This is a genomic window from Vibrio sp. RE88 (genome assembly GCF_013113835.1).
In the GTDB taxonomy this organism is placed as follows: Bacteria; Pseudomonadota; Gammaproteobacteria; order Enterobacterales; family Vibrionaceae; genus Vibrio.
In genome coordinates this window covers 88,464-112,293 of record NZ_VTYQ01000004.1, presented here as the reverse complement: position 1 = coordinate 112,293, position 23,830 = coordinate 88,464, and the positions used below count along the sequence as shown (strand labels likewise).

Below are 23,830 nucleotides of genomic sequence, written 5' to 3'. Positions count from 1 at the left end.
AATTACTGCCTTGTATCCACAGTAACAACCGCAGATAACCCGTTGTCGACCTGAACCGAATCATTGAACACAATCTTAACCGGTACACGTTGCACCACTTTGGTAAAGTTGCCCGTCGCGTTATCTGGTGGTAACAAAGCAAAGGTGGCGCCTGTGGCTGGCGATACACTGTCGATTCGTGCTGAGAAAGTCTTCCCTGGATAGGCATCAATGGTGACATCAACAGACTGCCCTTTGTGCATGCGAGACTTTTGCGTTTCTTTAAAATTCGCCAGAATCCACGGAGTGCGATCAGAGACTATGCTCACCACAGATTGCCCCGGTTGCACCATCATACCGACTTGCAGGTTACGATTGCTGATCACGCCATCTATTGGCGCCACAATCCGGGTGTAGCCCAATTCAAGCTTCGCCTGCGACAAACTGGCTTTGGCTTGCTTGACCATAGCGTCAGCCTGCTCGATTTCACTTTCCAGTACCGATAGCTTGTCTTGTTGCGTTTTCAGGCTGGCCTTAGCCTCAAGATACGCCGCTTCATCAACTTTATAGGCAGACGCGCCGTTGTCACGTTCACCTTTGGACACATAGTTTTGCTTCTCTAGAGCCTGCAAACGCTTGTATTGCTGAAGTGAGTATTGATATTTGGCCTTCGCCGACGTCACTTTGCTCTGGTACTCTTCGATGGCACTTTTCTGCATTTTATACGCCGCGTCCGCGTTCGACTGTTCCGCCTGACTTTGCGCCAAGGTCGCTTCAGCAAGCTGCTCTTTAATCACGAACTCACGATCATCCAGCTGCGCCAGTAAATCGCCTTTTTTGACCTTCTGATTGTCCTTAATATTAATTTTTACCACTTCCGCATTGATGCGCGAACTGACGTTAGTAATGTCCGTTTGAACGTAAGCATTGTCGGTGGTCTGGAAAAAGCGCCCGTAGTAATACCAATAGGCACCGCCAGCCAAAACCAACAACATCAGTGGAATCAAAATCTTTATTATTTTTTTCATAGCACGACCAACCAATCAAAAAAGGCGAAGAGCATTAAACTCGAACCAGTTGTTTACCGAAGTGCTTCCCTTCCAATAGATCAACAAAAGCCTGCGGTGCGTTTTCCAATCCTTCGGTCACCGTTTCACGAAATTTGAGCTGACCACTTTCCGCTGCGGCGGTCAGCCAACTGATCGAGCTGGCATAGTCGTTAACCCACTCAGTCACCAGAAAGAATCGATTTTCCGGCGCACTCGGCAGTGAGGAGTAGAAGCGCGATAACGTCGAGGCATCCACATCTTTGCCTTTGTTGTATAACGCTGCACTGCCACAGATTGGCACTCTGGCGCCTTCGTTTAAATGACGTGCAACCAAGGAAGATATACGTCCCCCGACATTTTCGAAGTAGATGTCCACGCCGTTCGGACAGGCGGCTTCAATCTCCTCGCTCAAATTGTCAGACTTGTAATTGACGCAGGCATCGAAACCCAGTTCATCGACCACATAACGACATTTTTCCTCACTGCCCGCGATACCGACCACTCGGCACCCCGCCATTTTGCCAAGCTGACCGGCAACCGACCCCACAGCACCTGAAGCAGCTGACACCACCATGGTTTCCCCCGCTTTAGGTTTGGCAATTTTATTCAATCCAAAGTACGCCGCTCGACCCGGAGTTCCAGCCACACTGAGAAAGATCGTTGGCGACAGCTCAGTATCCGGCAATCGATAAGTCATGAAATCCGCGTCGTTACCGACACAATATTTTTGCCAACCTGAAAAAGTGAACACCCTATCGCCGACCTGATATTTAGGGCTGTTACTTTCAACGACCTTGCCAATGGTTTCTCCCTGAATCACCTCACCCAGTTTGATCGGCTCTACATACGCAGTGTTTTCGTTCAGACGAGGGCGCGTATATGGGTCCATCGAAAGCCAAGTGTTTTCAATTAAAAACTCACCCGGCTTTAACTCGCCAATTGGCTGGTTGGCGATACGAAAATTGCCCGTTGTCGCGGCACCTTGGGGGTGGTTATCAAGCACAATTGATGGGTTAACTAGTTGATTCATAAAGCACCTCATTGAGTTTATAGTGTTGTAATTTGATACCAAGTAACTTGACGCCAAGTAGCTGGAAATTTATGCGCTTGCCTCCGAGGACCAACGAAAGCCGGGCCAGTAAAAACTGAAAGCAATCATCGCCAGCGTCAGTGGCCAAGCGCCAATGAAAACGAAGTAGTCAGCGTAATCTGGCATATCACGGGAGAACTTAATCACGAGCAGCGCTTTCACTGCGTAAGCGAGAATCCAAACCAGAGAGATCTCCTGCCAAACTTGGGCGTATTTTGGCGAGCCATAGACAGGCAACTGCATCAAACGAGGAAGCGCATTTTCCGCCTGAGTACGAACCACTGGGCGACCAATCATGGAGTAGAAGCCGAACACGACGATGACAGACAGTGATCCGCCTACCGAAAGGAAGACGCTTTCTTGGTCAATTCCGAACAGGGTGTAACCATGCAGGTAAAGGTAATGAATAGTGCCCGAAACCAAAATCAAAGCGATAATGGACAGAGAACCACTTCGTTTGCTGAACAACTCCAGCAACGCGGAGTAACACGCGGTGACAATCAACGCCGCTCCTGCTCCTACTCCCCAGAATGTCAGGTTGTAAATCAGAATGGGCACTATGATGGTCATTCTTGCTTCTGAAGACAGCAGATAGCTCCAGACACTCATTGATGTTTTATCACTCATGCTGTTTCCTCTTTTTTCAGTTGAAGCTGGAAATCACGGTTTGAACACAACACCATGATGGCGGTGGCGAGCATCATGATCCCCATGATCATAAACAGGTCGTTAAAGGCCATGATTTGCGATTGAATTGCCATCCTTTCGCCAAGAATGCTCACCGCAGTTTGTTGAACATTGGTGCTATCAGATGGCAATCCCTGATTGACCAACAGATTCTTTACCTCACCCAGATAGTGATAAAACTGCTGACTACCTGTCAGTAAGGTGGATTTGATGGAGTCGAGGTGGAAATCGATCCGAGTAGTGAAATAGGTCGACAGTACCGCGGTACCCATTGAGCCACCCAGGCTGCGAAATACATTGATTAACACTGCCGATGAGGCCGCATCCTCTGCTTTAATGTTCTGGGTCGCCAGCATGGAGAGTGGCACCATAATAAACGGCTGGCCTAACGCACGAACCAACATCGAGGCGATCATCTGCGGTCCGGCAAAATCAGCATTCATATGGCAATCCATAAAGGCACTGATGGCCAAACCAACGAAACCGATGAAAATAAGATACTTGGGGTTATAGCGACGAATGAGAAATGGGATCATCGGCAAAATCACCAGTTGCGGCAGCCCCATCCAGATAACAACATGACCAATTTCTGTCGCGTTATAATCATGAATCATCGTCAGATAATACGGCACTAGAAACAGAGTGCCGTAGATAGCTGAGCCCAACATGGCAAAGATGAGCAAAGCATAGGAGTACTGATATTCCTTAAACAGGCGAATGTTAATCAGCGGGTTGCGATGTACGATCTGGTCATAAACAAAAATCACAAAGCTGATGGCAGAGAGCACCGCCAGTACGCAAATCATGCGCGAATCGAACCAATTTTCATCGCCACCTTTTTCCAGAATGACTTCCAGCGTACCGAGAAACATCATCACCGACACAACGCCAACAAAGTCGCCCTGACGAATGATTTGCCAGTTAATAATGGGATGCTTCATTGAACGTTGAATCAGTGCCCATGCCGCGACTGACGGTAAAACATTGACGTAAAAGATCGCGTGCCATGAAAAGTGTTCAGTGAGCCAACCGCCGATCGCCGGACCTATCGCTGGAGCGAACGTGGCGATAATACTGAATAACGACATCCCCATAGGGCGTTTCTCTAGCGGCAGGATTTCAATAATCAAACGGAAAGACAGCGGGATCAATGCGCCACCACAAAAGCCCTGCAAAGCGCGGAAGACAATCATCGAGTCCAGATTCCACGCCATCGAACAAAGCAAGGACGAGCCGAGAAAACCGCCGATACACCATAAAGCGTAACGACCCGTTCCCAGCGCTTTTGATAGCCAGCCACAAAGTGGGATCGCAACAATCTCAGCCGTAAAGTACGACGTCATCAGCCAAGAGGCGTCATCCAGGGACGCAGACAGCGCCCCCTGAATGACTTTCATCGAGGAGTTAGTGATCTGGATGTCCAGAATTGCCATAAAGCCACCGATGAGGCCACCAATGATGGCCCACCACTCCTTCCTTGAAACGACGACTTCGCTTTCTGGTTTTGAAAGTGCGATCGTACTCAAAGCAGCCCCTCCTGTAGACGACTTGCCAAGTCACCAATGTGAGGCGCGTTCATCATGGAGATGTGATCACCCTTAGCAGGCAATACGGTCAGAGGCTGCTCGCTGTATGCCTGCCAACCCAGCCCAGACTCTTTCAATCGCGTACGGCCAGCTAAGATCTCTTCTGCTTCCGCCACGACAACAGGACCAGAATATCGCTGCCCCTGATATTCATCTGTCGCATTCATGTGAGCCTGAAGAATGGCGAGAAAGTGCTGGAAGTCCTCGGCGCTGATATTATCCGGCACCAAGTTCGCTTTACGAAAGCCCGTCAGGAATACCTGTGTTCTTTCCGCTTGTGACATCTTCGCCAGTTGTGGGCCCGAGGTATCAAAAGACGTTCCGGTAAACAGCTCTACCTTGTGAGCAAAGTAAGCAAGACGCTCATGCTCAGCCATAGCGGCACTGTTATCGACGTTCACTTGAGGGGCTGGTTGATCAAAAACCAGAACCTTCGGCTGATTTCCAGTCAAGGCCTGAACCTGACACGCCATCTCAAAAGCGATAGTGCCTCCCAATGACCAACCACCGATGATCAAATCAGAACGTTCTGTCAGTTCGCCGAGCTGCTTCACGTAGTGCTCAGCTAACGTCGACACTTGGCGGTTGTACTCAGCTAACCCCTGAAAATCAGCCACCTGAACACCGTAGACCGGATACTCTTTGCTCAGCCCCTTCACTAACTCGTCGTAACAAAGCACATTGCCACCGGCAGGGTGAATCAGAAGTACGGTCGGCTTCTGCTGTGGGTTACCTTGATTGAGCATCACAATCGAAGAACCGTATTCAGCGTTATCGGATACCTGTTCAATCAGTTTGCCAAGTCGAGCAACACTGCTGTTTTCCAGTATCTGGCCGAGGGTCAATGTAGTAGAGAACGCTTTATTCACTTCAATCAACAGCTTCAATGCACTGATGGAATTTCCCCCAAGATTGAAGAACTCGTCATCAATACCGACCTGTTGAGTGTTCAAGGCTTGATGAAACAGCGTCAGCAAACGAGCTTGCGTTTGGTTGTTCGGAAGGGCAGAAGCCGATGTCTGTGCATTCCGTTTAGCCGCAGGTAACGCCTGATAATTGATTTTTCCGCTTGCGGTGATTGGCATAACGTCGAGCCACATCCACACTTCTGGCTGCATGTAAGCGGGTAATAGCTGTCTCAGATCCGCCTTAATCCCTTCCTGATCGCCAGTTTCACCAGCGACGACATAAGCGACCAAACGGTTGGTGTCCGCGGTTTGCTGCTGAACAACCGCCGCACGTTCAACATTAGCAATCTGGCCTAAAGCCTGCTCAATCTCGGCCAACTCAACTCGATAGCCACGTACTTTGACCTGACGATCCAAGCGACCCAGATATTCAAGGTTGCCATCGGCTAACAGGCGACCTTTGTCACCAGTACGGTACAGATGCTCACCCGGTAAGTACGGGTGGGGAACAAAGTGACGCTGCGTTTGCTCATCGAGGCCAAGGTACCCAGAAGCCAGCTGTGCTCCACCAATACAAATTTCACCAGGTACGCCCACAGGAAGCAGTTGTTGGTGAGCATCGAGAACCAATACATGACTTCCATTGAGGGCCTGCCCAATAGGCGCAACCTGATAACCCAAATCCGCGATGTTGTCGGGAATCGTCAATGTCGTCACGCCCACCGTGCACTCGGTTGGGCCATAGTGATTGACGATCTGACAGCTTGGTTTGAGCGCTTTGACTTTCTCAATCAGAGAAACGGGTAAACGCTCACCGCCAAACACCAATGTGCGCTCCGGAAGCAGATGCTGCGCGTTCGGGGTATTCAACAACGCAGACAAATGTGTCGGCGTGATCTTCATACAATCAAGAGGCTTATCTTTTAGATAATTGGCGAGTTGTTCAGGGCTTTCCAGTAGGCTATTGGTCACTATCTCCAACTCGCCTTGTCCGACCAATGCTGGGAATAGCATGGTATGAGCCAGATCCGTGGAGAAGGACGACATTAAGCCATAGCGCGCTCTGTGAGTTTGTTCGAGTACCGGAGCAATCGCTCGGCAATAGTGGCTAAGTTGGGAATGGTGAACACACACACCTTTTGGTGCCCCTGTACTGCCAGAGGTATAAATGATGTACGCTGGTCCATCGCCAAGGTTATCTAGCTGATTGGTGTGTGTTGGTGAGGTGTTACTCGTTTCTGTGTTCAGAATGTCGACCCAATTTAGTGAAGATTGTGTAGCCAGTGCTTTTAAAGCAATGGGTACTTCACCTACGAGTAAAACACGCTTAACTTTAGCATCGTTTAAGATGAAGCCGATTTTGGATTCCGGCAGATTGATGTCGATAGGAAGGTAGCAACCACCCGCTTTTAGAATGGCTAATATCGCCACCACACTATGCTCACTTTTTTCCATTAGTATCGCGACGGGCTCACCGTGACTCATACCTTGCGAGACCAGTTGTGCTGCCAGCTGATTGGCGCGCTCATTGAGCTCGGCATAACACAGTGTACGGCCTTCACAACGCACTGCCACGTCTTCAGAGCAAGCTAGCGCCTGTTGCTCAAATTGCTGATGAACCGGCAACCATTGACTTACCTCTGTCGGCAAACACGTTTTAAGCAGAGACTGACGTTCATCTTCAGTCACCAGTGACAAGGATTGAATCGACTGCTGTGGGTGCTCAACCAATGCGGTCAATATGGTGTGTAAATCACGCAGCATTCGCTGCACGGTGGCGCGTTCAAACAGCGCTGTACTGTAGTTAAATGTGCACAGCAAACCGTCGCCGTCCTCCTCAATCCATAGGTTGAGATCCAACTTAGACACACCGTAATCCACTTTGAGTGGCGAATAGCTAAATAAGGTATTGGTTCGCGAGTGCGGATAAACCTGATAAGTCAGCACCGCCTGATAAAGCGGGTTAACACGTGCATCTCGCGAATAGTCGACAACATCTAGAATGCGATTAAACGGCACGTTCTGATAGGCAATCGCCTCTTCGCTCTCGGTTTTCGCTGCTTCTATCACAGCCGAAAGGGTCAAATCATCATTGAGATTAAAGCGCAGTGGTAGCGTGTTCATGAACAGCCCCATCATTTCCTGCGTCTGGGCGTCACTACGATTGGCAAAAGGCACACCAATCACAATGTCGTTCTGACTACTGTATTTATGTAGGAGTAACTGGTAGGCCGCCAGCATCAGGTGAAAGGTAGTGGCCCCCTGTTTTGCTGCGCAAGACTGAAGCTGATGACAGAAATCCGCATCAAGTGGATGGCTGACATAACTTCCCTCAAAATTGAGCGTATCCGGACGAGGGTGATCGGTTGCCAATTCCAGCACGCCTTGAACGCCACTGAGCTTATCTCGCCAGTAGTTGAGACCCTGTTCGTACTCGCCTTCTTCAAGCCAGCGGCTTTCCTTTAAGGCGTAATCGGTAAATTGCGCTGCATGATCTACCGCCTGGCCAAAATAGGTGCTCATGAATTCTTTGAAGCACAAGCTAACAGTCCAACCATCTGAAATAATATGATGGAAGGTCAGCATGATGATATATTCACCCGGCTGAGTTTTTGCCATTCGCCAGCGAAACAGTGGTCCGTTAGTCAGGTCAAAATTCTTTCTGCCCTCTTCACGAGCGACTCGCATGACCCACTGATTTTTATCCGCTTCTGGCATGGCAGTAATGTCATCAAAACCAAAATCAAAACTGGGCTGGTTGTCGATGCACTGGCAAGGCTCGCCATCGACCACTCGGATCGTGGTGCGGAATATGTCGTGATTATTGACCATTTTCGTCAGAGCGCGTTCGACTCTGTCTGGCTCGAACTCGTGATCAATGTGACAGGTGATCGCCAATGGGTTGTTATAGGCTTTATTGTCTTCGAGGAACTGATCCAGTGTCCAAATGCTCTTTTGCGCATTGGTGAGAGGGAATATTTTGCGTTTTGGTTCCGTTGTTGACGAACGGCTCTCTTCCATGAGCTGCGCTTTTTTCTCTCTGGCGAGCCTTTTCAGCTCTTCGAGTCCCATAGAGTTCAAAATCTGATTCGTTTTCGTTGTCATAGCCGTGCCCTTTTACCATTTGGAAGATTTGGCTGCCGTGCGGCAGCCTGAAGGTGATGAACTTCCCGGGCTAATGCCCGGGAAATGGGCGCTATTCGCTCTGAAGAACAGATTCAAACGCTTCGATGATCAGGCCGGACAACCCTCTTACGGTTTGATCCTGATAGAAGAGATCCACTCGAATATCGACTTCAAACTTGGCTGACACTTTTGACACAATTTGCACCGCCAACAGCGAGTTACCGCCAAGCTCGACGAAATTGTCATCAACACCAATACCTGAAATGCCTAGAATCGACTGCCAGACTGCAATGATCTCTTTTTCGATATCGTTTTCAGGTGCCACATACTCAACGGAGAGTTCTGGACGGGCGTGCCCTTGGCTGACTTCCGCTTCCAGCTCTGCCAGCTGTTCATCTTCCTGTTCAGGAATCGCTTCGTAGATAAGCTGACCTAGATCACTGGTCACCACGACGAGTTGTTCAAACTCTAGGTGTGCAAGCTGTCGTTTCAGTGCATCCAGCCCTTCGTAGAACAGAATGTCCTTGTCGGAGACATCAACGGTAACCTGAGCTACAGCAGACGCTGGCGCAGAAGCAGCAACCTGATTCTCGGCTTTCATACGTACTAGCGTGTAGTTCTCCAGAACCATCAACGGCTTGCTGTCAGCAGATAGGAAGACCACATCCAAGATGATGGTGCTGTCTTCCGCCTGATACGGCTGTTTGAGCTTGATATGCGCGTAGCAATCTCCGTCAAGTGGTGCCAGATAGCTGATCTTGCCGTAGCTGATTGGCAGGTAGTTGTCTGTCGTGATCAGGTTGATACAGCGAATGGATACCGAGTCAATCAGTGCCGGGTGATACGGGTACTGTTCAAAATCACTCTGGAACTGAGCATCGAGATCTTTATGAATCAGCCACTCATCCTCACCTTGCCACGCACACTTAGGACCATTCCAACGCTCACTGAGCGACAGGAAGGTTTCACCCGTTACGGCATTGACGTAATCCTTGCCAGTTAAGTCATCAGGCAGTTTGTTAATGCAGCGAGACTGAATCGCTTCAAGTGAATCTACAGCGGCAAGGCTCTCTTCACTCTCGACACCACGGCCAAGGTTGCCCAGCGCATGTTCGTCCCACTCGATGTCACGGACGCCGCGGCTACGAAGGCTAAAGCTGTAGCCCGCGCCTTCACTGCGTACATACAGGCGCATTTCACGTGGCCATGCGTTGTGGTAAATCGCCGGTTTGGTCAACAGCAAGTTCTTAACCTGAAGCGCTTCCTGAGGCTTGAAGTGATTCATCAGGGTATGCAGCATCGACAGTATGGTGGTACCAACCAAGGTCGGTTGATTCGACAAGCTATGCTCGTTGAGTACCCAGTCGTTTCGCACATCCAGATTGACTCGATATTCTTCTTCCATACCTTTACGGCCGAGCAGCGTAAGCAGCCCTGTTTGTTCTAGGGGCGCTTCGTTGGCTTTGTTTTTCTCATCCAACTCACGAGCCCACTGAACCGCCATGCCGACATCACCCCATTTACCCCAGTTGATTGCAATGGTGCGACCGTTTCGATTCTGATTACGGTAGCTGGCAAACACATCCATAAAGGCATTACCAGAACAGTAATCAATCCGAGCTTCATCACCGACAATCGAGCTGATGGAAGAGAACAGCACCATGAAATCAGGCTGGCTGTCTCTGGTCAGGTCATCGAGAATCAGGCTGCCGAGGATCTTCGGTTCCAGAACGCTGGCACAGTCTTCATCTGACTTGAGCGGAATGATGCCACCACCCGCAATACCAGCCGTGTGGAAAATGCCATCAAAGCGATCATAGCGTTCAAACACTTCCGACATAGCCACATAATCACAGACGTCCACATTGACTAGGTCAATGGTGTTACCTTGCTCCTCAAGACGCAGGATGCCCGCCAGTTTTTCACTCATTGGATCATCGACTGGGTGATTCTGAATCCAGTCATTCCATTGCTCGCGTTCAGGCAGACGACTGCGATAAGTCAGAACAAGCGTCGCATTGCTCATTTCCGAGATGTGGCCGGCCACCAGCATACCAAGACCGCCCAATCCACCAGTGATGAGATAAACGCCATCATCTTTGAATTGCGCTGGTAAGCCTGGCTCTTGCTGTTTTAAATTAACCGCCTGATAGTCTTCCTCCCAGCGGCAGCCACCTCGATACGCCACCAGTTGACCGTCAGTGTTAATACTACTCTCAGCAATCAGACAACGTGCCGCTTGCTCTGCCGTCCAGTGACCGGATTCATTCGCTAAGTCCGCAGGCCAGTCGATATCGACTAAATGACACTGAACATCTGGGTACTCGTGGTAGAACACACGCGCAGGCCCGACTAACAGTGCTTTTTCAGGTGCGTAAACTCGCTCCCCAGAGACACTGAAGATATTATTGGTCACCAACAACAGGTGAAGATTATCCAGCAAGTTCTCACTCACCAGCGCCTGTTGCAGGTACAACGGACTGTAGAAAGAATCCAACTGGTGTTCACGGCACAGTTCAAGGTCGACATCACCTTGCTCAGGAGAGAGGTTCCACAGATCAACAATACGAACCGGATTCATCTCTTGAGCTTTGATTGCCTTAAGCACTCGGATGTAGTCTTCACGAGAGGTAGGGTCAATGACAAAGCTCTTCGCGCTGTCGCTGGTGACGACATTATCCTGATAGCAGACGCCTTTGAACACAGTCACCACTTGCTGGCCTGATGCCAGAAGCTGAGCATGCAGCTGATCAGCCACACCATATTCGTCAGCGAAAACCACCCAACAATCATTTTCAGCTTGAGTTTGTTTGCTCGGCATGAAGTCAGCAGGAATGGTTCGCTTCCACGCTGGCATATAGAACCAGTCACCAATATCGGTTTTCTTGCGTTTCAAACTGGCTTCCGCACTGCTGCTTGATAGGCTTTCAGCATTACCTGTTTTCAGCTCAGGCAGTTTGAATTCATTTCGCTCGAACGGGTAGCCCGGCAGAGGCAGGCGACGTCGGCGCTCATCACCATAGTAAGATGACCAGTCAATCTCGACGCCATGCGCCCATAAAGCACCAAGCATTGAGATGAAATGCTCACCGGAAATCTCGACTTCTTTGGCCGTAGGCAAAGAGGAGAAGATATCGGCATTCGAACCATCTTCTTCACGGAAGTGTTGCTTCGCCGCAGACTCCAGAGAACGGCCCGGCCCCACTTCTAGCGCCACAAAACCATCCTGATGATCGGCCATCAAGGTTTTGAATGCATGCGAGAACAGCACAGGGTTTCTGACGTGGCGCACCCAGTAGTCGCTATCTTGTGCTAACTCATCGCTGATCCATTCACCATTTACCGAAGAGACGAACGGAATCTGCGGCGCATTCAGCTCAATACCATCGATCACGTCTCTGAACGCTGGCAACATAGGATCCATCATGCTTGAGTGGAAGCCGTGTGACGTATCCAAGTGCTTGCAGAAGATACCTTCTTCTTCCAGCTCATATTGGAACGCTTTTATCGCTTCTAGCTCGCCCGCCACCACACAGAGTTCTGGGTAATTGACCGCCGCGATATCCAGTTCACTGTTTGATAAGCGCTCTGTGAGCTCAGCTTCTTCCATCAGAACCGCTAGCATTGCGCCCGCTGGCAGAGCCTGAACCAGCTTGCCACGAATCGCGACAGCTTTTAGCGCATCTTCCAACGAGAACACGCCTGACAAGCACGCTGCCACGTACTCACCCACACTGTGACCAATCATCACATCGGGCTGAATACCCCATGACATCCAAAGCTGAGCAAGACTGTACTCAACTACGAACAACGCAGGCTGAGTGAATTGAGTTTCGTTAATACGAGCCGCGGTTTGCTCATCTTGCGGGAAGATAATCTCACGCAGATCCTGTTCAAGTATTGGCATCAGATACTCGCAGCACTGATCCATCGCCTGCTTAAACACCGGATACGTCTGGTAAAGATCGCGAGACATGTTCGGATATTGGTTGCCCTGCCCCGGGAACATAAACACCATTGGTCGCTTTGATTTGCTTCCAGACACAATCTGAGAAGGCTTAGCCAGCGCTTCAATGATGGCCTGACGATCATTGCCAACCACCGAGGTGGAAAATTCGAACTGTTTGCGGCCTACCTGCATGGTATACGCCACGTCCGCAACATCTGCATCTGGGTTATCTGTCAGGTAACTCGCCAGACGCTGTTTCATCTCATTCAATGCGTTGCGACTACGGGCTGAGAACGGGATCATGAGTGGCGAGTTATGCGCATCACCCGGTTGAGTCTCTGGCGCCGTTTCGAGAATCACACAAGCATTGGTACCTCCGACACCAAAGGAGTTGACCAACGCATTGTTTGGCTTGTCCTGCTGTTTAAACGCTGTCAGTGCAGTGTTCATCACGAACGGACTGGTTTCAAACTCAATGTTTGGATTCGGCTCAGCATAATGCAGCGAAGCTGGAAGCTGTCCGGATTCCAATGCCATTGAGGCTTTAATCAGACTGGCAACGCCCGATGCAGCATCGGTGTGGCCGATGTTAGTTTTGACTGAACCTAAACGACAGAACTGCTCTTTATCCGTGAAGTGGCGGAAGGTTTGCGACAAAGACGAAAATTCAATCGGGTCACCCAACGCTGTCGCCGTACCATGCGCTTCAACAAAGCGGATGTTTTCTACATCAATATCAGCGTTGGAAATCGCCTGCTTCGCGACTTCAACCTGCCCCTCAATGCCCGGTGCCGTGAATCCCGCTTTGAGGCTACCATCATTGTTGATTGCCCCGCCTTTGATCACTGCGTAGATGTGGTCGCCATCTTTGACTGCATCCTTAACACGCTTAAGCAGCACAGCACCAACACCGCGACTAAACACCGTGCCATTGGCACGAGAATCAAACGCGTAACAGCGTCCATCCGCCGACTCCATACCACCTTGCATGTATTTGTAACCGCGGCGCTCCGGTGTATCGATGGATACACCACCAGCAACCACGAGGTCACTTTCACGGCTTAATAAACTGTTAATCCCCATCACCACAGCCACCATTGCGGTTGAACAGGCCGTCTGTACGTTCACGCTTGGCCCTTTTAAGTCCAGCTTGTAGGAGACTCGCGTTGTGACATAGTCTTTATCGTTATTGGTCACAACGGATGCGCCACTGGCAAACTGGCTAACGCCCGGATGGGAATGGACTTTGTTCAAATGCCACGCTGTGCCTGTACCGCCAAAAACACCCACTTTGCCCGGATAACTCGAAGGCACGTATCCCGCATCTTCAAAAGCATGCCAACTGCTTTCCAGAAACGCACGGTGTTGCGGGTCCATGATTTCCGCGTCACGAGGAGTAATATCAAAGAAGTGCGCATCGAAATGTTGCGCGTTGCCGAGAATACCTCGGCGAGGAATGTAGTTGGGTGAGGCAATCAATTCTTCATCGACACCCGACTCGCGAAGCTCTTGTTCGCTAAATGTTGTGATGGTTTCCAGCCCTTCAGCGAGGTTCTTCCAGAACGTCGTGATGTCTTCTGCACCAGGGAATCGGCCTGACATGCCAATAATAGCTATATCTTTATCGCGCAGTGTTGCTTGGTCTTTCATATGCTACCTCACGGGTTGTATGTCGTATTTATTTGTACTTATTTCGGGAAAAACGGCCCCTCTCCTTTGAAAAGAAAGGAGTGTTTCAATCAGCGAATAAAATGAATTTGTCTTCTAGGTAAAGCTATTTAGCGAAGTTTTAATTCGATTTTTCTAATAACACCTGAGGGTATTTTTTAGAGATATTCTTACTTAGCGAATCCACTGTAGGGCATTGAAATAGCTCGATAATATTAATCGGAATCCCAAGCTGCCTTTTTATTTCCCTGTGTACTTTACTCATTAATAATGAGTTGCCTCCTGCATCAAAGAAGTTCTCATCTCGGGCAATTTTTTTAACGTCTAAAACCGATTGCCAGATTGAGAGAACACGGTTTTCAATTTCAGGTGTCATATTGGGTTTGTTATTCGACATAGTGCTAGAACCTTTTTGTTAGTGAGCGTTTAAAGCTGACTTGCTAACTTTCCCATTAGGGAGCGTGGGTAAGCTATCAACGGAGTAATATCGGGAGGGTTGCATGTAATAAGGCAATACTTTTGCCAATTGTTCTTTGATCACTTGCACATCAACGTTGGACTGCTGAGAGGGCACATAAAAGGCAGTCAGGTAAGATGCCTTACCGTCATCGCTGCTATCCACAATCACTGCAGCGTGAGAAATGCTGGGCATCGCTTGTAGCTGAGCTTCAATTTCGGCCAGCTCAATTCGGTGACCGCGCAGTTTGATTTGTGAATCGGTTCGGCCATGGAACAGTAACGCACCATCTGCTCTGGTACTCACCAAATCGCCTGTGCGATACATTTTTTCTCCACTCTGGGGATGATCTACAAAGCGCTCTTGAGTAAGGTCGGCACGTTTTAGGTAACCTTTCGCCAGAATATCTCCAGCTAAATACAATTCACCGCATTGCCCTTGTTTTACCGGCTGCAGAGCTTCATCAAGGACAAGCACTTCTGCGTGCGGAATCGGGCGGCCAATCGGCACGACTTTTTCTGCACACTGTGGCTGGCAGTACCAATGACAAGCAAAAATGGTGGCTTCTGTCGGCCCGTAGAGGTTGTGGATATGACCCGAATACTGCGCCGACAAGTCGTCCACCAAGCGTTGCGGCAGCGCTTCTCCACCAGAGAAGATATGCTCTAGCGAGGTACATTGTTGCAGTACATCCGCATCGACAATGATACGTAGTGCGGTTGGCACAAACTGAGCGACTGTGACCTGATGCTGCTCAACGAAGTCAGCCAACAGCACGGGGTCATACTTAGCGTCTTCAGCAATCAGTGCGCAGCTTGCTCCAGTCATCAGAGGCCAGAACATTTCCCAGACTGAAATATCAAAGCTGAATGTAGTCTGATTCAGTACCCGGCTGTTTGTCGTCAGTTGAAAGGCATCTTGCATCCAGTTGAGGTAATTCAACACCGTATGATGCGCGATCATCACGCCCTTAGGCTTACCGGTTGAGCCCGAAGTGTACATGATGTAACACAAGCTCTGTTCGTCTACCTGCGGTAAGTCTGGGGTTGTCACGCTGGAAAAATCTATGCTATTCACATCCAACGTTGGAAGATCATTGCTAAGCCAATCCATGCTATTCAAATTGTCAGTGATCACCAGTTTGGCTTCCGAGTGCTCTGCCATATAAGCGAGGCGATCGCTTGGGTAATAAGGATCGAGCGGTAAGTAACAAGCACCTGATTTCAATATACCCAATATGGTCGCAACAAGGTTATTGCAGCGATTCATGTAGATGCCGACAACATCGCCTGATGTAATGCCAGAGCGGATTAATGACTGAGCAATATTATTGGCGCGCAGTTCCAGTTGGCGGTATGTGATGTTTTCGCTGTCACTTCGCAGAGCGATATTATCCGGTGTTTTGGCGCACTGATGAGCAAACTGACGGTGGATCAATTTTGACATTGTATTCATCTCCCCATATTTAATCGTTATTCATCTCCGGCTCCCTGCGAGCCGGAGACACTCCGCATTACAGAGATAATGTGTCTGAAATCAGAGCCAAGTATTGTTCTGCCAGCAAGGTGATCTGCTGTTTGGTAAACGCCGTACTTTCATAATCGAAATTGAGGGTCAACTGCTCGCCGTCATCGACAGTTAGAGTCAAATCGCATCGAGCGGATTGCTCAGCGATGTGTTGAACTTTCATGCGGCAGCCTTGCACCTCTGTAGCTTCCGGCATCGCAGACAGATAATTAAACGTGACAGGGAAACGCAGTTTCTCGAGCCAGCCTTTGCTTCGCATTTCATCAGCAAGTTCTAGGTAGGACACGGACTGATTTTCTATCAACGAGTAGATCGCTTTGCTGCTGGCTTCAATCAAACTCACAACGCTATCAACCTGATCAACCTGTTCGTGGTAGGTGACCATGTTGACGAAACAGCCGAGCTGACCATCGTGCTGACAAAGGGCTCGATTGGAGACAGGCAAGCCAATCGTTATGCTGTGATAACGAGTTTCGTGGTTTAACACGAGATTAAACAGCGTGAGTAACACGACATACGCCGTTGTATTGTGTGCGTGGGCAAAGTCTTTTATCGCTTGGCTGAAAGGCTGGGAAAGTTCTACAGCGTAGCCTTGTGGTGACGGGTAATCCGCTTTTGGGTACAACGAACTGTCCGCACCTTTTGTCAGATAGCGATTCAATGTCGACAACCAAAATTGCATCTGGCTTTCTTCATCCACCATCGCACCGCGATGCTGTTTCAAGCTCAAGTGGTGTTGGTGATGCTGGGCAAAACCATAATCTCCTGCCATATAAGCGCGGTAAGCCTGAACAAATTGCTCAAAGAATATGCCAATGGAATCATGGTCAAACACAGCGTGGTGGACACGAACAACGATCACATGCTCATCGTCACTATTGCTCAATAACGCCAGGCGAATCGGTGGCTCTCTGTCGATGTCGATATCCGGCATGTCTGCCATATCCAACAAATCACAATGCGACATTTCACTGAGTTTGCCCGACACATGCTCAACCTTACGGTGCGGAATCTCTACTTTACCTGCACCATAGCCACCTTCTTTAGCGGTAAAGTTATCGAGATCGAATTGAGTAGTCAGGATTGGGTTGCTGGCCAACACCCGATTGAGGCACCATTCCACGCTCTCCGAACTTGCTTTTCCTTCAAGGTAAATACAAAACGCAGGCTGGTAGGCTTTCGGGTTAGCGCTGGTTTGTTCTAACGTCAGGAAGTAAGCCTGTTGCGATGTGAGCGGTTCGAATTGCGCTTCTTGATTCTTCTCATTTGGAGTGGATATCGCGTCATCCAAGTCATCCGCTAGGTAATAAGGTACGACCGCAGCCAATTTACGCGGCGTCGCATTGCTGAAAAAGAGCTTGAAATCTATCTCGCTGTAGAGGCGGCGTCGAATCAGGGTTCTGGCACGCATTGCCTGCAAGGAGTTCCCGCCTAAGTCAAAGAAGTCATCATCAACCCCTAGGCCACTAAAACCGAGCACTTCTTGCCAGATGTCCACAAGGTCCCGTTCAAGGTCGTTAGCGGGTACGTTGCAATCATAATTCAGTTCTGGCCTTACTGGCGCTGGCTCGGGTAGACGAGCGCTATCGAGTTTTCCATTCGGTAGTTTTGGAAAGCTTTCAAGGTAAACAAATTGAGCGGGCATCATCGCGCTCGGGCAGCGCTCGCTAAGGAAAGCACGTAGATCCCAAGCACTTGGTTTTTTGTCCGTCAGCAAGTAAGCCACCAGCCCACCATTGACCATTTTCACCGCAGCGTCGGCTACTTCACTATGCTGACGAAGATTGGCTTCTATTTCGCCCAACTCAACTCGCACTCCGTGAATTTTCACCTGACGATCTTTGCGGCCAAGGCACACCATATCTCCGTTTGCGTTGAACTGACCTAAATCTCCGGTGCGATGCGCGCTGTGGCCGCGATGAGAGAAGAAACGCTCTGCGCTCAATTCAGGTCGATGACTGTATCCGCGAGCCACGCCCGGGCCGCATATACAGATTTCACCCACGCTGCCGTCTGTCACTAATGCGCCCTTTTCATCGAGTAGAAACAACTCACTTCCTGCCAACGCTTTGCCTATAGTCACGGGCTGGTCTGGCTCTAATTCAGTAAACGCACAGTTTGCAACGGTTTCAGTCGGGCCATATAGGTTAAACAAACGCACATTCTCGATGCTGTCGAACGTACGTTGCTTAATGTCTTCACCGATAGGTTCTCCGGATAGAAAAACGGTTTCAGGGAGAGATAGCGCGCTATCGACAGAACAACGGTAATTCAGTAATTCATTCCATATTGTAGGGACACAGTAGATCGCCGTGTTAGTTCGGTTCTGATACCAATCAAAGAGTCGTTGCGGGTTATTCAAAGTACCTTCAGGAAGAATATGAAGAGTGTCGCCACGTAACAATGGAGCAAACAATTGAGTCACCGCAGCCGCAAAGCTTAGAGAGGAGGTGAGCGGTAGGGTTGCCTGAGTTTCAGGCCATAAATCGTGATTAAACCAATCGAGATAATACGCCATGCTACCATGTTCAACTTCTACCCCTTTTGGCACACCCGTCGAGCCTGATGTGTAAAGGGTATAAGCCAAATCAGAATGGCTTACCTTCGGCAATGATTGGCAGTGTAGAGTGCCAGCTAGATCAAGCGCTGCAACATTCAGCTTCTCTGTATCGCACTCAGCCATGCTCGGCTTCTTGCTCAGTAGCTCATCAGTGATGATGAGGAATGCACCGGAATCATCCAAAATTTGCTGAATGCGTTTTGTCGGCTGGAACGAAGAGAGAGGCACATAACTGAACCCAGCTTTCATTACCCCCAGTATCACCACTGGCAACATCAGGCTAGGTTCAAGGTAAACCGCCACTTTGCCTTTATTGCCATCAGGATATTGAGTAACTAAGTAGCTCGCTAATTGGTTTGATTGCAGCTCAAGCTCAGAATAGGTCAGCGACTTGTCTTTGTAGATAACCGCTATTGCCTCAGGGGAAATCGACGATTGCATTGAAATAGTTTCAAATACAGGATTGTTATTTTTCACAATATTTACCTCGCTGGTTAAGGTATTCCTGAAGTCATGCGAGAATATTTTCTTGCTGACCGGTGTCTACAAATAAAAGTTAGACATGAAAACTTAGGATTTAATTAAGGAAACAAATTGGTTTTAAGCATCAAAGTTTTTAAGGCAGAGATAGGGAGGAAATAAAAACCAAATAACAACCACTTATGGAGATATAACTTACTTTAAATTCAATATTATCAATTATAAACTAACTTTAAATTGACTATAAACAGACATAAAAAACACTTTAGAATTAAATTTATTCTCTTTTCATAAATGAAGAAACAACTCAAATACAATCATCAGGTAATAATGATAAAACCTTCATTAGTAACCTACACCGACAATAATATTCTGTACTCATTCAATCTTAATTAAATATTAAGTTTTCAAAGCTAGCTTGCTAAATACGCAATAAATAACGGTTTAATGAGGTCGTTTTATGAGTAATGTAGAGTCCACTAAAAAGATATCTGAAATCATGATGCTGCCTCTGGCAGCCAAAGCACTCAATGTGGCCGCAGAACTGGGGCTTGCCGACTTATTAAAAGAGGGCTCGCTCGACATCGACGCACTTGCTTTAGCTTGTAATGCGGATAAGACTGTCCTGCTAAATACGCTTAAGGTCGTCGAGCTGTTTGGTTTTTTTGATGTCGAAGATGATCGAATGATCAGCAATAACACGCATTCCATGCTGCTTCTTTCTGACCACCCTCAGTCTATGCGACATTTCTGCCGACTGTTCGGCGAAGAGTATTATCGCGGCTATGAGGGACTACTCCATACCTGTAAAACTGGAGACTCCGGATTCAAACACATCTATGATCAGACGCTTTACCAGTATTTGGAATCCACACCTTCTCGTTCCTCCGTGTATGATCTTGCTATGCGTGACTTTTCAAGACCAGTGGGCGCAGAGCTCGCCAGAGTTTTTCCAGATATGTTCAGTTTTGCAGGTAGCTTGATGGACATTGGCGGCGGAAGCGGCGTAATTACCGCAGAGTTACTCCATCGCTACGAACATCTGTCTGGGTGTATCTTTGACCGAGAAGAAGTGTGCGAGCAAAGTTGGCAGTACTTGCCCAGCGACATTCACGACAGAGTTGAGGTCTGCTGCGGCGATTTCTTCGATTCTATCCCCTCCGGCTACGATATTTATCTGCTGAAAAACGTCCTGCACAACTGGAATACACAGTCTTGTAAAGACATACTCGACACGGTTGCTCGATCGCTAGAAGACAATCGCCTGCTGGTGATTGAACCTCTCGTTGAAGACGGTGAGCGCTCTCCACGACTGCTGTTCAACGCCCTCTTCCAATCGGTTATCTGCGAAGATGGCACCCATCAACGCAGCTTAAGCGATATGGAAAAGCTACTCGCCAAATCAAATCTACGCGTCGCCCGCAGTGCAAAACTCGCCACGGGACACACAGTGATGGAAGTGATGAAAGGCTAGTTAGTAACGGAATGTAACGGGCTTTTCTAACGGCTTACATGACCATTAAAGCCCGTATCACTTAACTTTAATTAACTTAGGACTCAAAAAGCCGTTCTCTTTATCCATTCTGCTAGTTCCTGATTCATTCTCAAAGCACTCTGATTAACATTTCGTTCACATTCGGTTCATACAAAATGACATAGCGTAAATTGTCCTACCGCCAGTGAAAGGATGCTTAAACGATGAAACTGACTCAGTTAGCAACATTGATCTCATTGACTACTCTAGGTGCGACCCCGTCTTTCGCTCAAGACTATACCAATCAGATAGTGAGCAAACGCCCCAATATTGTCGTTATTATGGCTGAAGACCTCAGCCCAAGGTTTGGAGCTTATGGTGATAAGGTCGCCAACACACCAAACATTGACGCCTTCGCCGATCAAGCTGTCCGGTTTGACAATGCGTATGCCATGGCACCCATTTCAGCCCCTAGCCGAGCGGGAGTCATTACTGGAAGGTTCCCTAATTCAATAGGCCTTCAGCATATGCGCACTGTTCAATTCAAAGAAAAACCCTATGTGGGTGTGCCACCAGAGCACATCAAAGCTTATCCGGAAATATTACGCCGCAATAACTACTTTACGTATAACGACACCAAAACAGACTATCAGTTTACCAATGGCCTCGCTGATCCCGGTCCATTTACTATCTGGGATCAGCAGGGCAAATACTCTGACCTGACTGACCAGAACATCCCCTTTCCATGGAGAGAGTTTGACCTACAGGGCAAAAATTTTTATCTGCGCTACAACCCACAGATCACCCACGAGTCCTCTGTCTACTTTGCCGATACCGCCCACCAATCTATGCAGTCTTATATCGAAAAATGGGATGAGTTGAGACAGCTTTACCAGATTGAAAGAACCAACGTAAAAGACGTAACGGTGCCTGACTTTTTGCCCGATACGCCAGAAGTACGTCGTGATATCGCCAGACACTACGACAATATTCAGATCCTTGATCGCCAAATTGGCAAACTGTTCGCAGCATTAAAGAAAGACAATCTCTGGGACAACACCATTGTGATCATCACCTCTGATCACGGAGATGGTTTACCTCGACACAAACGAACTCTTTATGACACAGGGCTTCAGGTTCCGTTTATTGCCTACGTGCCGGAACAATACCAACCATCAGGCTGGAAACAACCAGGTCAAGCAGATCAACGACTGGTGTCATTTGAGGATCTCGCACCTACCCTTCTGGGCTTCGCAGGGGCTGAAATACCGGACTACATGCACGGAAACGATCTATCAGCAGACGATTCCACACCTCGCCAATACGCGTATTCCGTTCGAGACAGAATGGGGGCAGTTGTCTATCGCGGACGCACGGTAAGAGATGAGCGATTCCGCTATATCAGGAATTACAATCAAGCACCGGAAGACTTTGATTCACTTTTCAGCTTATCGCAGGGCGCCGTTCAATCCCTATTAGAAGGCAGAGATGATCAGACGCTGACTCGGGAGCAAGCTCAGATATTTGCCGCCAAACCAGAAGAAGAACTTTACGATACAGTGAGTGATCCGCAGCAGTTACACAACCTTGCCGACAATCCTGCTTATCAGGATGAGTTAGAAAGGTTCAGGCTCGCTCTCGCCGAGTGGCAATCTCACTACGCAGATTTGAGTCTGATTCCCGAAGAAAAGCTCGCTCAAGCTGCCAACAATCAACATAATCAGCAATCGACCACGCAAGCACCTTACGCAAATTTTGATTCTCTCACCAACCGATTCAGCATTTCGAACATAACCAGCGGAGCTTCCATCGGTTACCAACTCGATAACGGAGACTGGCAACTCTACACAGGCACTTTTGAAGTCCCACCGGGAACACGCCATATAACGTATAAAGCCGTTCGCTACGGTTGGAAAGAGAGCGAAGCTCAGCGTTATCAGATCACCAAAGATACCAACACCCACAGGGAGGATTCATGATGATTGATGTTATCGCTAAGCCTTCTGGGTCTCGTTGTAACCTCGATTGCGATTACTGTTATTACCTAGGTAAATCTGCGCTCTATGACAAAAGCGAAAGTACGATGAGTGAATCAATGCTTGATCTATTCATCCAGCGCAGTATCGAAACACAAGGCTCGAATGCAACCTATTACAGCTTCACCTGGCATGGAGGAGAAGCGACTTTACTTGGGGTAGAGTTCTATCGCACGGCTGTAAGGTTGCAAAAGCAGTACGCCAAAGGGAAACCCTGCATCAACCACTTTCAAACCAACGGTATTTTGCTTAATGATGAATGGTGCCAATTTTTTGCCCAAGAAGGCTTCCTGGTCGGAATATCCATTGACGGAACAGAGCAACAGCACAATAAGTTTCGGAAAAACCGGGCTAAACGGGGTACACACAAACAAGTAACAACAGCAATTAAATTGCTGCAAAAACATGACGTTGAGTTCAATGCGCTTATTGTTATCAGTCAAGCAAACGTCACGCAGCCTCTCGCCCTTTATCACCACCTAAAACAATTAGGGATCAGCTACTTTCAGTTCATCCCTTTGGTTGAAGAGACAGATCAGTTTTACAACCAGTCGGAGATGATCATATCGCCTTCGTCTGCCCCAGAACTGATGGCATGGTCACTCAAGCCCGGCCAATACGCTAGCTTCCTCAACGCCATATTTGATGAATGGTTCCGCGACGACATCGGTCACGTGTTCATTAATATTTTTGAGACAACGTTGGGGATACTGGTCGACGGCCAAAGTAATACCTGCGTGTTCAGCAAAACATGTGGTCAGAACCTCGCGTTGGAGCACAATGGTGATGTGTACTCGTGTGATCATTTTGTCTACAAAGAAACCAAGTTAGGCAACATCGAGCATCAGTCCTTTGCCAGTATGCTATTGTCAGAAAAGCAGAAACAGTTTGGTTCCAATAAATACACCAGCCTTGCCAAAGAGTGTACGAGCTGTTCCTACCTCCATCTATGCTACGGTGGATGCCCCAAAGATCGCATCGCGACGACAGCAAATGGCAATGCAAACCTGAACTATTTTTGTCAGGACTATCAAGCCTATTATCGTCACGTGTTACCCAGCTTTGCTTTCCTTACCCAATGTCTTGAACAAGACATGACATTGCAGGAAGTGAAAAACGCCATTCATAAACAGCAATACAAGCAACATTAACGAAAAGGCTAAGCATTTAATATGCTTAGCCTTATTATATTTTTGGGTTTTGTTATTTACTGTAATGATAATCAATACAATCTTTGACTCTCATCCTGATCTT

12 protein-coding genes are annotated in these 23,830 nt (G+C 48.4%); 3 read left to right on the top strand and 9 right to left on the bottom strand.

The window, feature by feature from the left end; translation table 11 throughout:
* Positions 1–2 precede the first annotated feature (2 nt).
* From F0265_RS10555 to F0265_RS10515, 9 genes are all read right to left on the bottom strand, one after another.
* The gene (locus tag F0265_RS10555; RefSeq protein WP_171748844.1) at positions 3–1,007 is read right to left on the bottom strand and encodes an HlyD family secretion protein; all 1,005 of its coding nucleotides are present in this window, start codon (positions 1,005–1,007) and stop codon (positions 3–5) included.
* Between the two features lie 34 nt (positions 1,008–1,041).
* Complete coding sequence (locus F0265_RS10550; RefSeq protein ID WP_065742129.1) at positions 1,042–2,058, bottom strand: NADP-dependent oxidoreductase; 1,017 nt, start codon at positions 2,056–2,058, stop codon at positions 1,042–1,044.
* Positions 2,059–2,127: 69 nt separating this feature from the next.
* Positions 2,128–2,745: a hypothetical protein gene (locus tag F0265_RS10545; protein ID WP_019276646.1), complete on the bottom strand. Its 618-nt coding sequence runs from the start codon at positions 2,743–2,745 to the stop codon at positions 2,128–2,130.
* Positions 2,742–4,331: an MDR family MFS transporter gene (locus tag F0265_RS10540; protein WP_065742130.1), complete on the bottom strand. Its 1,590-nt coding sequence runs from the start codon at positions 4,329–4,331 to the stop codon at positions 2,742–2,744. The genes F0265_RS10545 and F0265_RS10540 overlap by 4 nt, the downstream gene beginning before the upstream one ends.
* Positions 4,328–8,404 carry a non-ribosomal peptide synthetase gene (locus F0265_RS10535; protein ID WP_171748843.1) on the bottom strand — a complete coding sequence of 1,359 codons (4,077 nt, stop codon included), beginning with the start codon at positions 8,402–8,404 and terminating at the stop codon, positions 4,328–4,330. Before F0265_RS10535 ends, F0265_RS10540 begins: the two co-directional genes overlap by 4 nt.
* Before the next feature lie 91 nt (positions 8,405–8,495).
* The gene (locus tag F0265_RS10530; RefSeq protein WP_171748842.1) at positions 8,496–14,024 is read right to left on the bottom strand and encodes a type I polyketide synthase; all 5,529 of its coding nucleotides are present in this window, start codon (positions 14,022–14,024) and stop codon (positions 8,496–8,498) included.
* Between the two features lie 139 nt (positions 14,025–14,163).
* Positions 14,164–14,439, bottom strand: a complete 276-nt coding sequence (locus F0265_RS10525) for an acyl carrier protein (RefSeq protein WP_019276642.1) — start codon at positions 14,437–14,439, stop codon at positions 14,164–14,166.
* An 18-nt stretch (positions 14,440–14,457) separates the two neighbouring features.
* On the bottom strand, positions 14,458–15,945 hold the full coding sequence (locus tag F0265_RS10520; protein ID WP_171748841.1) for an amino acid adenylation domain-containing protein: 1,488 nt from the start codon (positions 15,943–15,945) through the stop codon (positions 14,458–14,460).
* Positions 15,946–16,012: 67 nt separating this feature from the next.
* Entirely contained in the window at positions 16,013–19,063 is a 3,051-nt protein-coding gene (locus F0265_RS10515; protein WP_171748840.1) for a non-ribosomal peptide synthetase, read from the bottom strand.
* 463 nt (positions 19,064–19,526) lie between these two features.
* On the opposite strand from F0265_RS10515, the gene F0265_RS10510 reads away from it, so the two are divergent.
* From F0265_RS10510 to F0265_RS10500, 3 genes are all read left to right on the top strand, one after another.
* A complete protein-coding gene (locus F0265_RS10510; protein ID WP_065742136.1) occupies positions 19,527–20,540 on the top strand; it encodes a methyltransferase in 1,014 nt (337 codons plus the stop codon).
* A 224-nt stretch (positions 20,541–20,764) separates the two neighbouring features.
* Positions 20,765–22,519 (top strand): sulfatase, encoded by a 1,755-nt coding sequence (locus tag F0265_RS10505; protein ID WP_171748839.1) that lies wholly within the window; start codon positions 20,765–20,767, stop codon positions 22,517–22,519.
* The gene (locus F0265_RS10500) at positions 22,516–23,727 is read left to right on the top strand and encodes an anaerobic sulfatase maturase (protein ID WP_171748838.1); all 1,212 of its coding nucleotides are present in this window, start codon (positions 22,516–22,518) and stop codon (positions 23,725–23,727) included. The genes F0265_RS10505 and F0265_RS10500 overlap by 4 nt, the downstream gene beginning before the upstream one ends.
* The last annotated feature ends 103 nt before the right edge of the window (positions 23,728–23,830 follow it).